This window comes from Larsenimonas salina, assembly GCF_023736155.1.
In the GTDB taxonomy this organism is placed as follows: Bacteria; Pseudomonadota; Gammaproteobacteria; order Pseudomonadales; family Halomonadaceae; genus Larsenimonas; species Larsenimonas salina.
In genome coordinates this window covers 818,633-832,348 of sequence record NZ_JAMLJJ010000001.1, presented here as the reverse complement: position 1 = coordinate 832,348, position 13,716 = coordinate 818,633, and the positions used below count along the sequence as shown (strand labels likewise).

At 56.4% G+C, this 13,716-nt stretch carries 9 protein-coding genes and 3 tRNA genes; 9 read left to right on the top strand and 3 right to left on the bottom strand.

The window, feature by feature from the left end; genetic code table 11:
- Window positions 1–22 precede the first annotated feature (22 nt).
- Window positions 23–3,916: an ATP-binding protein gene (locus tag NAT23_RS04015; RefSeq protein ID WP_251925822.1), complete on the top strand. Its 3,894-nt coding sequence runs from the start codon at window positions 23–25 to the stop codon at window positions 3,914–3,916.
- A gap of 47 nt (window positions 3,917–3,963) precedes the next feature.
- Here the strand turns inward: NAT23_RS04015 and NAT23_RS04010 are convergent, their stop codons facing one another.
- On the bottom strand, window positions 3,964–4,710 hold the full coding sequence (locus NAT23_RS04010) for a UDP-2,3-diacylglucosamine diphosphatase (RefSeq protein ID WP_251925821.1): 747 nt from the start codon (window positions 4,708–4,710) through the stop codon (window positions 3,964–3,966).
- An 80-nt stretch (window positions 4,711–4,790) separates the two neighbouring features.
- Window positions 4,791–5,285 carry a peptidylprolyl isomerase gene (locus NAT23_RS04005; RefSeq protein ID WP_251590569.1) on the bottom strand — a complete coding sequence of 165 codons (495 nt, stop codon included), beginning with the start codon at window positions 5,283–5,285 and terminating at the stop codon, window positions 4,791–4,793.
- A 132-nt stretch (window positions 5,286–5,417) separates the two neighbouring features.
- Between NAT23_RS04005 and NAT23_RS04000 the strand changes: the two genes are divergently transcribed.
- Together NAT23_RS04000 and cysS are read left to right on the top strand one after the other, a co-directional pair.
- The gene (locus tag NAT23_RS04000) at window positions 5,418–7,094 is read left to right on the top strand and encodes a glutamine--tRNA ligase/YqeY domain fusion protein (protein ID WP_251925820.1); all 1,677 of its coding nucleotides are present in this window, start codon (window positions 5,418–5,420) and stop codon (window positions 7,092–7,094) included.
- 9 nt (window positions 7,095–7,103) lie between these two features.
- The gene (gene cysS, locus NAT23_RS03995; protein ID WP_251925819.1) at window positions 7,104–8,486 is read left to right on the top strand and encodes a cysteine--tRNA ligase; all 1,383 of its coding nucleotides are present in this window, start codon (window positions 7,104–7,106) and stop codon (window positions 8,484–8,486) included.
- 103 nt (window positions 8,487–8,589) lie between these two features.
- On the opposite strand, the gene folD is transcribed toward cysS, so the two are convergent.
- A complete protein-coding gene (folD, locus tag NAT23_RS03990) occupies window positions 8,590–9,447 on the bottom strand; it encodes a bifunctional methylenetetrahydrofolate dehydrogenase/methenyltetrahydrofolate cyclohydrolase FolD (RefSeq protein WP_251925818.1) in 858 nt (285 codons plus the stop codon).
- Window positions 9,448–9,617: 170 nt separating this feature from the next.
- Between folD and NAT23_RS03985 the strand changes: the two genes are divergently transcribed.
- The 6 genes from NAT23_RS03985 to clpX all read left to right on the top strand — a co-directional run bounded on the left by NAT23_RS03985 (window position 9,618) and on the right by clpX (window position 13,586).
- A tRNA-Pro gene (locus NAT23_RS03985) sits at window positions 9,618–9,694 on the top strand.
- 64 nt (window positions 9,695–9,758) lie between these two features.
- Window positions 9,759–9,835 (top strand) — tRNA-Arg (locus NAT23_RS03980).
- A gap of 36 nt (window positions 9,836–9,871) precedes the next feature.
- Window positions 9,872–9,946 (top strand) — tRNA-His (locus NAT23_RS03975).
- A 223-nt stretch (window positions 9,947–10,169) separates the two neighbouring features.
- Window positions 10,170–11,525 (top strand): trigger factor, encoded by a 1,356-nt coding sequence (gene tig, locus NAT23_RS03970; RefSeq protein WP_251925817.1) that lies wholly within the window; start codon window positions 10,170–10,172, stop codon window positions 11,523–11,525.
- Between the two features lie 84 nt (window positions 11,526–11,609).
- Window positions 11,610–12,230: an ATP-dependent Clp endopeptidase proteolytic subunit ClpP gene (gene clpP / locus NAT23_RS03965; protein ID WP_251590553.1), complete on the top strand. Its 621-nt coding sequence runs from the start codon at window positions 11,610–11,612 to the stop codon at window positions 12,228–12,230.
- 75 nt (window positions 12,231–12,305) lie between these two features.
- Complete coding sequence (gene clpX / locus NAT23_RS03960) at window positions 12,306–13,586, top strand: ATP-dependent Clp protease ATP-binding subunit ClpX (protein WP_251590552.1); 1,281 nt, start codon at window positions 12,306–12,308, stop codon at window positions 13,584–13,586.
- The last annotated feature ends 130 nt before the right edge of the window (window positions 13,587–13,716 follow it).

The window sequence follows — 13,716 nt, the reverse complement described above, 5'->3', positions numbered from 1 at the left end:
CTTTTCACGGCAGGGAAGGACGATGGCAAAGGATGCGCGCGTGGCGCTTCAGGTGTTGGGCGGGTTCAAGCTCGAGACGCCGGAAAAGACGATAACCCAATTCAGCTATGACAAGGTGAAAGCCTTGTTCGTGCTTCTTCTCCTGAGCGAAAAAGCCGTATCGCGGTCCTTGATTGCCAGTTGGCTATGGCCGGATACCGAGCCAAGTTCAGCGCGAACGAACCTGCGTCATGCGCTACATAGTCTGCGCCAGGCGCTTGGCAAGGAAGAAGCCGTCCTTGAAATCAGCCGGCAGAACCTGGCGCTGAACGCCTCTTCTTCGCCTGAGTGGTCGATTGATGTGATGGCGCTGACAGCGTCTCTCGATGGCGAACCTAATGTCGACAATCTTGAGTGTATTCTGACGTTGTACCGCGGCGAGCTGGCGGAAGGGCTTCAACTGAACAACTGCGGCGAGTTCCAGCGGTGGCTATTGGAGCGTCGAGAACAGTGTCGATTGAGCGTGATTCATTACATCGAGCGTGTGTTCAAGGCCTCGAACAATGTCGACGCTTATCTTGTCGATCGCATCGTTCATCTGTTTCCGCGCTATGACGTCTTTCAGCGCCGCGCGATTTCCAATCGGATCGAGCAGGGCGACATCGAGGCGGCTCGTGAGCATTACAACGCTTATTTAGAACAGCTTGCGATTTCGGGGCAGCAACCCTCACCGGAGCTTTTGAAGCTTGCACGGGCGTGGTCGAGTGATGACGAGGACGCCGCTGACCATGCGTTTCGGGCACCGGCCTCTGTGCCATCAGACGGGCCGATGTTTACCGGTCTTCAGCAGGACGACATCGACTATCGCCAGATATCTGTGATGGTCATTCGAATCAGCCAGGCTAGTCGGGCCGACGCCGAGCGCCAGTGGATGATTCACTGCCTGGACGCTCAGCGGCAGCTTATTCGCTGGGTCGAGCAGCAGTGTCGTCATCTGGGCGGCTTCTGGTTGCCGGGGGCCGCCGGCGGGCTTGGCATGGCCTGTTTCGGGACTCATGGGCCGGCGCATCAGCTGGCGGAACTGGTGGCGCTTTACGAGCACTGTCGCCGCTCGATGGCCGATGTCGTTGCAGCGAGCTGGCAGGGCAGAAGTTCGGAGTTGCCTCAGTTCGATCTGGCCGCCGGTCTTCATAGTGGGCGTGCCATTTTCATCCCCGAGCGGCGCATGATGGATCCGCTCGGTGCCGTGACACAGCCCGCGCTTGAACTTGTGAGCACGGCGCGAGGCAGCGAGTTGGTCATTTCGCCGGAGGCAAGCCATCAGATGCCGCCAGCACTCGATCTTCAGCCGCGTCTTTTCATGCGACTTTGGGCTGCAAACGGTGAAGTTCGCCGCAAGATGCTGGTGCTCAGCAGCGACCACAGCGCTGAGCCGCTGCCACCACACCTATTTGGCAGGGAAGTGACTGAGCGCGAGCTCGAGGATGCGTTGTCACGTGCGATGATTGGTCTACGCCAGAGCGTGTTGGTGCGTGGGGAGAGCGGTATGGGCAAGAGCTCGCTCATGGTTCACTTCCGCCAGCTCAAACAAAGCAGCGATATCGATGTGTGTTGGGTGTCCAATACGCGTGTGTCGTATCAGGAGCCCTTTGGTCTGCTGCGTACCCTGTTTCGCTGGCGCCTTGGCGGTGCGCTGACCCGTGAAGCGCTCGACCGCATTCGGTTAGTACACCCAGAGGCGGCCTCCTGGAGCGAGGAGGGTGTGGGGCTACTGTATCGGTTGCTGGGCGTAGATGATTCGTCGGGCATCGAGTCAGACAGTGCGCAGCAGCGCCGGGCGATCGAAATTGCGACGATTGCGCTTCAGTACATGATCGAAAACCGCTGCCAGCATCGACCATTTTTGATCATGCTCGATGACCTTCAGTGGATCGATGAGGCCTCGCTCAAGATTCTTGCCAATACCCAGGCGCGTCTTGCCATGCATCATCCTCTGTTGATCGTTGCAAGCCTACCGATGAATAGCCCCCTTCAGGCCTGTATGCATTGGGATCGTCAGGTGGTGCTTGGCCGGCTGGACGCCAATAACACGGCACGCCTTCTCGAGTATCTTGTCAGACGGTATCGACTCAACCTGGGCTCACGGGTTCGTCAACAATTGCTCGAGCGCTGCGATGGCGTGCCACTGTATCTTCAAGAAATCTGTCGGAGCCTTTATATGGAACGCCGCGATGGGCGTCCCGTTGAAATCGAGCGGTTACCGTCCGGGTTGGTCGGGCTTCTTTCCAGCCGGATCGATCAGCTCGATGAATTTCGAAGTGAGGCGCATGTCGCGTCTGTCATTGGTCGCCAGTTCAGCAGTGATCTGTTGCAGAAATGTCTCGAAATCACCGACCGACGCTTGAAGCAGGCGCTGGAGCGCATGCGGCGAATGGAGATCATTGAACGCTGCGTCAACAGCAGCGAGTTTGATTACCAGTTCTCCCATCAGCTTCTTCATGAAGCAGCCTACAGTGGCTGCCATCCTGATATTCGAAAGCGTACCCACGCCTTTATGGTCGAGCTGATCGAACGCGAACGTCCGCACTGGCTGAGCCGTTATCCGGGCTATTTCGCGCATCATCTGTGTCGGTGCGGCATCTTTGCCCGAGCGGCGCGCTACTTCGAGCTCGCCGCCCGGGACGCGGTTCAGGCCGGCGCAAGCCACACGGCGCTTGCCATGGCCGACGATGGCCTTGATTGCATCGAACAGGCCGCTGACGGCGTCGACCGCCACATTAGTTTGCTAATCGTGCGCGGTCATGCTGGCTTCGAGCTCGAGGGCAGTATTTCGTCGATCGCCGAGCAAAGCTTTTCCAAGGCCCAGGCGCTTTTGGAGTCGAAAGAGACGGTTACGTCCGGGGATGAAGAAGTCGACGATCAGTACTTCACGGTGCTCTGGGGGCAGCTCATCATCATGAATGAGCGTCTGATGCTCGATGAAGCGCAGGCACGGGCCAAGCTGTTGATCGAATGCGCCAAGGGCATGAGCGACGAGCGCTATACCCGGCTTGCCGAGTTCGGCCGCGGCAGTACGGCTTTTTTCAGAGGGCATATCATCGAGGCAACCCAGGCGTTCGAGGCGATGGGGGGGATGTCGGCCGGCTTGTCGCTTGAATGGGTGCCCTATGCCCTGCACCCGCAGATTCAAAGCGGTGTGCTGCTGGCGTGCTGCGCCTCACTTCGGGCCGATTATGAGCACGCGGAATTCTGCATGGACGCCTTGATGGGTCGTGCAACCGACTTGAAGCATCCGCCGTCACAGGTAATGGCGCTGGTGGGCAGCGGCTGTCTGTACCGTCGCCACGGGCATGTACGGCTGGTGGCCGAGCGTGCCGACAAGGCCCTTGCAATCATTTCCACGGCGGATCTTGACCCCTGGCGGTGGGCGGCCGAGTGTCTTCGAGGCTGGGTCGATGCCGTGATGGGCAAGCCCGAGGGCGTGATTCGCCTGGAGGAGGCGCTGGAGGCGCTTTCCGAGCGTGCCTTCGGCAATCTTTATTGCATGGCGGTTATTTGGTACATCGAGGCCTGCCAGGCGCTTGGCTACCTTCAGCGCGCGGTCAAGGTGTTCGAGCGCAACATCGAGTTCTACCGCCGAAGCGATCTTCTGTATCTGCCGGAGCTTTTAATCGTGCATGCCCGAAGCCTTGCAAAGCTTGGCGATCGTCAAGACGAAGTGCGCACCTTGTTGACCGAGGCAATCGAACTCGCTCGAGGCAATTGCAATCTTCATTTTGAGCTGGTCGCTCAGGACGCCTGGCTTACGCACGTTAAACGCGACGATGATGAGGTCATCGACCGACTCGAGCGAACGCTTCTGGCCATTCCTGCAAGTGATGCCCCGTTGATGATGCGCTTCAGGCAGCGACTTAATCAGTTGAACGGGGAAGGGTGAGGGCGTACGAAGAGTAGGGGCACCGAGGAGGTGCCCGCTCGAGTGGCTCAGGCGTGGGACAGGTCGGTCAGCGAGAAACTGACCAGTGACAGCGTGTCGCCCTCGTGGCGCAGCTCCCAGCCGAGGTTGTCCTTCCAATCGCCCAGGACGTAACGCTTTGCGGCATCACCGCCAAGGTCGACGTCGTGGATGTCCGGGCGGTGGGTGTGACCGTGGATCAGCGTGCGAACGTTGTGTTCGCGGAGGGCATCGAGCACCGCGTCAGGCGCGACGTCCATGATGTCATCGGCCTTGCGGGAATTGGCCTCGCCAGATTGTTGGCGAAGCTGCTTGGCAAGCGCCAGACGCTCTTCCAGGGGCTTTGCGAGGATGGCGTTTTGCCAGTTGGGGTCGCGGGCCATCGCTCGAAATTTCATGTATTCCGGGTCCTGGGTGCAGAGGCTGTCGCCGTGCATCAGAAGTACCGGTGTGTCACCCAGCGCAATGAGTGAGGGGTCGTCGATCAGGTGGGTGTGACTTTCTTCGGCAAAGGCGTGGCCCAGCAGAAAGTCGCGGTTGCCGTGCATGACGTGGACGCGAGTGCCTTGTTCGCTCAGGGTGCGCAGTGCTTCGATGATGCGCGCCTCGAACGGGCCTTGTGCGTCGTCACCGATCCAGCCTTCGAACAGATCACCCAGAATGTAGAGATCATCGGCGTCGGGTGCCCGAAAGGCGAGATAATCCAGAAACCCCTGAGCCGTTTCGGGTTCCTGCTCGAACAGATGAATATCGGAAATAAACAGGGTAGTGGTCATGGTGCCTCGAACGCCTGAGTGGGTATGCGATGAGAAAAAGCGGCGCGTGCTCGCGCCGCTGATGCATCATGCGTTCTCGATCATTCGGCGATGTAGGCTTTCTTGAGCACGACATCTTCGGCCGGCACATCGGCGTGCGGGCCGCGGCGCGTGGTCTTGACCGACTTGATTTCGTTGACCACGTCCATGCCCTCGACGACTTCGCCGAATACACAGTAACCCCAGCCCTGCGGTGTGGGCGCGGTGTGGTTCAGGAAGCTGTTGTCGGAGACATTGACGAAAAACTGCGCGGTTGCGGAGTGCGGGTCCATGGTGCGGGCCATGGAGACACGGCCAACCTTGTTTTCAAGGCCGTTGTTGGCTTCGTTCTTGATCGGCTCACCGGTCGGCTTCTGTTCGAAATCAAGAGAAAAGCCGCCGCCTTGAACCATGAAGCCATCGATGACGCGGTGGAATAACGTGTTATCGTAAAAGCCATCTTTGACGTATTGCTCGAAGTTGGCTGCGGTTTCAGGCGCCTCGTCCTTGAACAGTTTGAGAGTGATGTTGCCGTAGTTGGTTTCGAGAACAATCATGCCGTTATCCTTATAAAACGTAGAGCGCCACGTTTGATGTGACGCATGAAGGTCGCGCTATAATAGCGGCTTTATCGACACGCGGGAAACCGCACCGAATCCAGAATCATCTTAGAGGTTGACCGACGTCTCATGAGTCAAGAAAGCGCCAGCGCTGCGAATTTTATCCGCAATCAACTTCGTGACGAACTCGAGTCCGGGCAGGGCGCATCGATCGTCACGCGTTTTCCGCCTGAGCCCAATGGCTTTCTCCACGTCGGGCACGCCAAATCCATCTGCCTCAATTTCGGCCTGGCCGAGCAGTTTGGCGGGGTCTGTCACCTGCGTTTCGATGACACCAATCCTGAAAAGGAAGAGCAGGTTTATATCGATGCCATCAAGGAAGACATTCAGTGGCTTGGCTTCGAGTGGGGCGGTGATGCGCGGTTTGCATCCGACTACTTCGATACGCTTTACGAGTGGGCGCAACACCTGGTGCGCGAAGGTAAGGCCTATGTCGACGATCTCAACGCCGAGCAGATGCGAGAGTACCGCGGCACGTTGACCGAACCCGGCAAGCCAAGCCCGCACCGCGAGCGAAGCGTCGAGGAAAACCTCGACCTGCTCGATCGCATGCGTAAGGGTGAGTTCGCCGAAGGCGAGAAATCACTTCGTGCCAAGATCGACATGGCCGCGCCCAACATCAACCTGCGTGATCCGGTCCTTTACCGCATCCGCCATGCTCGGCATCACCAGACCGGCGACGCGTGGAAGATCTATCCGTCCTACGACTTCACGCATGGACAGTCCGATGCGCTTGAAGGCGTGACGCATTCGATCTGTACGCTCGAGTTCGAGGATCACCGGCCGCTTTATGAGTGGTTCCTCGCCAATCTGCCGGTTCCAAACACGCCGCGTCAGATCGAGTTTGCGCGGCTTAACCTGAACTACACCGTGACGTCCAAGCGAAAGCTCAAGCTTCTGGTGGATCAAAACATCGTCGATGGTTGGGATGACCCCAGGATGCCAACCATTTCCGGCATGCGCCGACGCGGCTACACCCCGGCGTCCATTCGCAAGTTCTGCGACATGATCGGCGTGGCGCGTGCGGCAAGCGTGGTTGATATTCATATGCTTTACCACGCGATTCGAAGCGACCTTGAAGACAACGCCCCGCGCGCCATGTGCGTGATGAAACCGCTGAAGGTGGTGCTGACCAACTGGGACGCTGACCGCGAAGAGGTTTTCGAAGTGCCTGGGCACCCCGCGCGTGATGATATGGGCATGCGTAAGCTTCCGATGACCAAGACGCTCTGGATCGATCAGGACGACTTCATGGAAGAGCCGCCCAAGAAGTTCTTCCGCCTGGCACCGGGTAAGGAAGTGCGGCTTCGTAACACCTACATCATCCGTTGCGATGAGGTGATCAAAAACGACGCCGGTGACGTTGTCGAGCTTCATTGCAGTGTGGATTACGACACGCTTGGCAAGAACCCGGAAGACCGTAAGGTCAAAGGGGTTATCCATTGGGTCAGTGAAACGCACGGTGTGCCGATCGAAGTGCGCAATTACGACAACCTCTTTCAGGTTGAATCGCCGGATAAGGACAAGGACATCGATTTTCTCGAGCACCTGAACCCTGACTCTTTGGAAATCTGCCAGGCTATCGGCGAGCCGGCGCTTGCTGAGGCGCGGGCGGAAGACCGGTTCCAGTTCGAGCGTGTCGGGTATTTCTGCGCTGACCGCTACGCACTTGACGAAGGTAAACGGGTTTTCAACCGAACCGTCAGCTTGAAAGACGGTTGGGCCAAGGCACAGAAGAAAGGCTGAGGAGGTCAGGTGCAGGTTTACAACACACTCACGCGTGAAAAAGCGCCGTTGACACCGATCGAGCCTGGCAAGATTCGAATGTACGTGTGCGGCATGACGGTCTATGACTATTGCCATCTGGGGCATGCCCGGGTGCTGGTCGCTTTTGACGTCATCACACGTTATCTGCGGGCCAAGGGCTTTGACGTTACCTATGTTCGAAACATTACCGATGTTGATGACAAGATCATCGCGCGTGCGCAGGAAAACGGCGAATCGATCGATGCACTGACCGGTCGAATGATCGATGCCATGCACGACGATGAGCGTAAGCTGTTCGTGCTGGCGCCAACCAGAGAACCGAGGGCGACCGAGCACATCGATGACATCATCACTATGGTCTCGACGCTGATCGATAAGGGGTATGCCTACGCCGCCGACAATGGTGACGTGTATTATCGGGTGCGCAAGTTCGACGGCTACGGCAAGCTCAATAATCGGGCTATCGACGATATGCTGTCCGGTGCGCGGGTCGAGGTCGATTCTGCCAAGGCCGACCCACTCGATTTCGTGCTCTGGAAGGCGGCCAAGCCCGAAGAAAGTGCCTGGGTGTCGCCTTGGGGGCCGGGGCGCCCTGGGTGGCATATCGAATGCTCGGCGATGTCGACGTGTTGCCTTGGCAACAACTTCGATATTCACGGCGGTGGCCCGGACTTGACCTTTCCGCACCATGAGAACGAAATTGCTCAAAGCGAAGCCGCCACTGGCGAAACCTATGCCAACGTGTGGATGCACGCCGGTGCGCTTCGGGTCAACGATGAAAAGATGTCCAAGTCGCTTGGCAACTTCTTCACCATCCGTGATGTTCTAGAGGTCCATGATCCGGAAGTGGTGCGTTATCTTCTGGTGGCCAGTCATTACCGCAGTGCGATCAATTACGCGCCGGACGCACTCGATGAGGCGCGGCGCTCGCTGGAGCGCCTTTATAACGCGCTCGATGGGGTTGATTTGAGCTCTGAGGCGGTGGATTCACGCTATAGCGAGCGTTTTCATCGGGCGATGGACGACGACTTCAATACGCCCGAGGCGATGGCGGTGTTGTTCGAGCTTGCGCGGGACATCAACCGGGCCAAGAAGGACGGTGAAGAGGCAGGTGCGCTGGCATCCGAGCTGCGGCGCCTGGCAGGTCTACTTGGGCTCTTGAACTACTCACCCTCCGAGTTTCTTAAGGGGGGGCAGTCTGCGCTTGAAATCACCGAGGAAGAGATTGAAGCTCAGATTCAGGCACGCAATGATGCCCGCAAAGCCAAGGATTTTGCCGAAGCGGATCGTATTCGCGATACGCTTGCGGAGAAGGGCATTATCTTGAAGGACAGTAGAGAGGGTACCGGCTGGGTGGTTGAGCACGGCTAAATGCAGTCTCTGGTCTTAGCCGTTTCGATAACAGCTGCCTTAAAGAAAACCCCGGTACTTACCGGGGTTTTTTAATGCCGTCATGGTCCTTCAAAAAAAAGCGTCAGCCTGCGTCATGCATGTCCGCGGCCTGAAGGGTGTTTTCAAGCAAGGTAGCAACGGTCATCGGGCCCACGCCGCCCGGCACAGGCGTGATGTGACTTGCGCGCTCTGAGGCGGGTTCGAACTCGACATCGCCCGTCAGTGTGCCGTCATCCATGCGATTGATACCGACATCGATCACGATGGCGCCTTCCTTGACCCATTCGCCTTTTACCAGCCCCGGCTTTCCGACCGCCACGACCAACAGCTCTGCACGCCTTACATGGTCTTCCAGGTCGCGAGTGAAGCGATGGCAGACGGTTGTGGTGCAGCCGCCTAGCAGCAGTTCAAGAGCGAGTGGTCGGCCGACGATGTTCGATGCGCCGACCACGGTTGCGTTCATTCCGCGAACATCAAGATCGCTTTTCTCGAGAAGCGTCATGATGCCTTTAGGGGTGCAGGGTCTGAGCACGGGCATTCGCTGTGCCAGGCGACCGAGATTATAGGGATGAAAGCCGTCCACATCCTTATCAGGGCGAATGCGCTCCAGTAACGGGTTGGCGTCCAGGTGCGCCGGCAGGGGAAGCTGGAGCAGGATGCCGTCGACGCTTTTGTCAGCGTTCAGCGAGTCGATCAGTTGTTCAAGTTCGGTCTGGGAGACGTTTTCAGGCAGCTCATGCTGATAAGAGAGAATACCGGCAGCTTCACAAGCTTGATGTTTCTTGCCCACATACACCTGTGAGGCCGGATCGTCACCTACGAGCACGACGGCCAGCCCGGGGAGACGCTGACCTCGGTCGCGTCTTTGAGCGACTTGTTGGGTAACATGGTCTCGAACCTGGGCAGCAATAGCTTTTCCGTCGATTAATCGGGCCGTCATGTAGTTGCGTCCTCATGGCGCTGTGTGATTCAAAGCCCGTAATTTTCGCACGCCCCCTGCCACAGTCAATTGGCTTTATGCGTTCAAGGGGTAAATTAATGCTTGACCTCAAAAGGCGTTATTGTAGAATGCGCCTCGCATTAGGGCGAAGCCAGCAGGTGAGCCGGAATCGGGGTATAGCGCAGTCTGGTAGCGCGCCTGCTTTGGGAGCAGGATGTCGGGGGTTCAAATCCCTCTACCCCGACCACTAATTGATTCAAGTGTTTAATTTGAAACGATTAGTTGACCGGAAAGGCTTGGATATATAGAATGCGCCTATAGCTCAACCGGATAGAGCAACGGCCTTCTAAGCCGTAGGTTGCAGGTTCGAGTCCTGCTGGGCGTGCCAAGCGCAAGCTCAGCAAATGCGGTAAATGTAGATATGGTGGGTGTAGCTCAGTGGTAGAGCCCCGGATTGTGGCTCCGGTGGTCGTGGGTTCGATCCCCATCATCCACCCCATTTCTACAAGCGGTCAGAGACCCCAGGAAAGCACCCGTGCTTCCCTGGGTTTTTTTCGTTGGTACATGGGTTTCTAGATTTTCTAGGTGTCGGGGGTTGAAAAAAAACACGGACGCCTACAAATAGATCCCATACCGCGCTTGCCAGCGCATGTCGGGGTTTTTAGAATCCCAGTCTTTATATTTTTAGCGCAACGCCACTCATTGTGGGTAGAGGATCTTTCATGCAAGTTTCTGTCGAAACAACGTCCCCGATCGAGCGTCGGGTAACCGTACAAGTACCGGCCAGCCAAGTTGATCAGACGGTCGATGAGCGCCTGAAGGAAACCGCTCAAAAAACCAAGCTCAACGGGTTTCGCCCGGGCAAGGTGCCGATGTCAGTTGTTCGCCAGCGCTTTGGCAAGGACGTTCGCAATGAGGTCGTCAGTGAGCTGATTCGCCAGCATTACGTCAGCGCCCTCAGTGAAAAGGAATTGAACCCGGCCGGCTATCCGTCCATCGAGCCGACCGTTGATGAAGCGGGCAAGGATCTCGAATTCGTCGCAACCTTTGAAGTCTATCCGGAAATCGAGCTTAAAAGCATCGAAGGCACCGAGGTTGAGCGACCCAAGGCAGACATCACTGGTGCCGACGTCGACGAAATGATCGAGACGCTGCGCAAGCAAAACGCCAAGTGGACAAGCGTTGATCGTCCGGCGCAAAGCGGTGATCAGGTCAAGATCGACTTTGAAGGTTTCATCGATGGTGAAGCGTTTGAGGGCGGCAAGGCAGAAGGCCACGAGCTAGTTCTCGGTTCCGAAAGCTTCATTCCCGGTTTCGAAGCTCAGCTTGAGGGCGCCAAGGCAGGCGACGAGACTGAAGTTACCGTGAACTTCCCGGAAGATTATCAAGCGGAACATCTCGCGGGTAAGGAAGCGGTCTTCAAGGTCGTGGTCCACGAGGTATCCGAGCAGAGCCTGCCGGAGGTTGATGCTGAATTCACCAAAAAATTCGGTATTGAAAGCGGTGATCTGGACGAATTCAAGGCCGACGTTCGTGCCAATATGGAGCGCGAGCTGAGCAACGCGGTTGATAATAGCGTCAAGCAGCAAGTCATGGCAGCGCTTAAAAAAGCCAATGACGTGACTGTTCCGAAAACGCTTGTTCAACAAGAATGCCAGACCGTCAAGCGTCAGGCCGCTCAGCAGTTCGGACTTGGTGAAGACTTTGACGTTTCACAGCTGCCTGATGAGCTGTTTGAAGAGCAGGCCCGTGATCGCGTGGTTGTAGGGCTGCTTCTTGCTGAAGTGGTAAGCGCGAACGAAATCGATGCAAACGATGATGAAATTCGCGACTACATTCGTGAATATTCCGGCCAGTATGAAGAGCCAGAACAGCTGGTCGAGCACTACATGAACGACGAGCAATTGAAAAATCAGGTGAAATCAGCTGTTCTTGAAAAGAAAGCGGTTGATCAGTTGCTTGCTCAAGCAACGGTAAACGATGTCGAAATGAGTTATCAGGAAGCGCTTCAGGCTGCTCAGCAACAGGTGTCTGAAGACAGCGAAGAAGCCCAGGAAGAAAGCAGCGAAACGGCTTAATTCGACTCTTTGGATCGATGTTGTCAATGTACTATTAAACCCGGCCAAGGCCGGGTTTATAATCACTGGACAAGGAAGGACGCAATGGGAAACGACTTCGACATCAGTAACGCTGGTGGTTTGGTCCCGATGGTGGTCGAGCAGAGCGCACGCGGTGAGCGTTCTTATGATATCTATTCTCGCCTGCTGAAAGAGCGCGTCATCTTCCTCGTTGGGCCGGTGGAAGATTACATGGCCAACCTTGTGGTTGCGCAGCTGTTGTTCCTTGAATCGGAAAACCCCGACAAGGACATTCATCTCTATATCAACTCGCCGGGTGGCTCGGTTACTGCGGGTATGTCGATCTACGACACCATGCAGTTTATCAAACCAAACGTTTCAACCGTGTGTATCGGCCAGGCCGCAAGCATGGGCGCCTTGCTGCTCGCAGGTGGCGCAGCTGGGAAACGGTTCTGCTTGCCCAACTCTCGAATGATGATTCACCAGCCGCTTGGTGGGTATCAGGGTCAGGCGACCGACATCGAGATCCATACTCGAGAAATTCTGACGATCAAGGAGCGCTTGAACAAGATTCTGGCGCATCATACAGGTCAGGATCTTGAAACCATCGCGCGTGATACGGATCGTGACAACTTCATGAACGGCGAAAGGGCAGTCGAGTACGGCCTTATCGACGCCGTGCTGGAGCAACGCCCGACATCCTGATAGCGTAGCGGTACGTCATTAATAGTTATGCTCGGTGGCCTGCGGTTCTGGCCACCGACTAGAAGAGGTACGCGAATGGCCGACGGCAAAGGTAAAGACGAGAACGGTAAGCTGCTGTACTGCTCGTTTTGCGGAAAGAATCAAAACGAAGTGCGTAAACTGATCGCAGGTCCTTCCGTCTATATCTGCGATGAATGCGTGGATCTCTGCAATGACATCATTCGTGAAGAGGTTCTCGAAGCAGATAGTGAGCAGAGCGAAGACCGGCTTCCCGCACCTAAAGAGATTCGTAACACGCTTGATGATTACGTGATCGGGCAGGACCGTGCCAAGATGGTGCTTTCCGTTGCGGTCTACAACCATTACAAGCGCCTTCAGTCACCCAAGAACAACGAGGATGTCGAGCTCGGCAAGAGTAACATCCTATTGATCGGCCCGACCGGAAGCGGCAAAACGCTTTTGGCAGAAACGCTTGCGCGCTTGCTCAATGTGCCGTTTACCATCGCCGATGCCACTACGCTGACCGAAGCGGGCTACGTGGGCGAAGACGTTGAAAACATCATCCAGAAGCTGCTCCAGAAGTGCGATTACGACGTCGACAAGGCGCAGCGTGGCATTGTCTACATCGATGAGATTGACAAGATCTCTCGCAAATCGGACAACCCTTCGATCACTCGCGATGTCTCGGGTGAAGGGGTGCAGCAGGCGCTTCTGAAGCTGGTTGAAGGTACAACGGCCTCGGTTCCGCCGCAGGGCGGTCGAAAGCATCCTCAACAAGAGTTCCTGCAGGTTGATACTGGCAATATTCTCTTCATTGTTGGTGGCGCATTCGCAGGGCTCGAGAAAGTGATACAGGACCGCGCAGAGAAGGGCGGTATCGGCTTCAACGCTCAGGTCAAGAGCAAGGACACCAACAAGGGTGTAGGTGAGACGTTGTCCACCGTCGAGCCTGAGGACCTGGTCAAGTTCGGGTTGATCCCCGAGTTCGTTGGTCGCTTGCCGGTCATTGCAACGCTTAATGAGCTGGATGAAGCTGCGCTGGTTCAGATTCTGACCGAGCCCAAGAACTCGCTGGTTCGACAGTACGTCAAGCTTTTTGAAATGGAAGGCGTCGAACTCGACTTTCGCGAGGATGCGCTCAAGGCTGTGGCTCACAAGGCCATTGAACGCCGCGCTGGTGCTCGCGGACTGCGCTCGATTCTTGAGGCGGTGCTGTTGAACACAATGTATGAGATCCCGTCTGTCGAGAATGTCTCCAAGGTCGTGATCGATGCATCGGTCATCTCTGGTGAAAGCGAACCCATCCTCATTTATTCCAATGATGAGGAAAAGCGTCTGGCCGGTCAGGAAGGCTGAAGGCGTGCGTTCGGTAATCACCAAAAGGGGGCCTTCGGGCCCCTTTTTTGTTGATAGCCGTGTGTTGAATCCTGCCGCCGGTGCCCCCAAATATAACCTAATAAGCTGTTAACGCGGCCCATCCAACAAC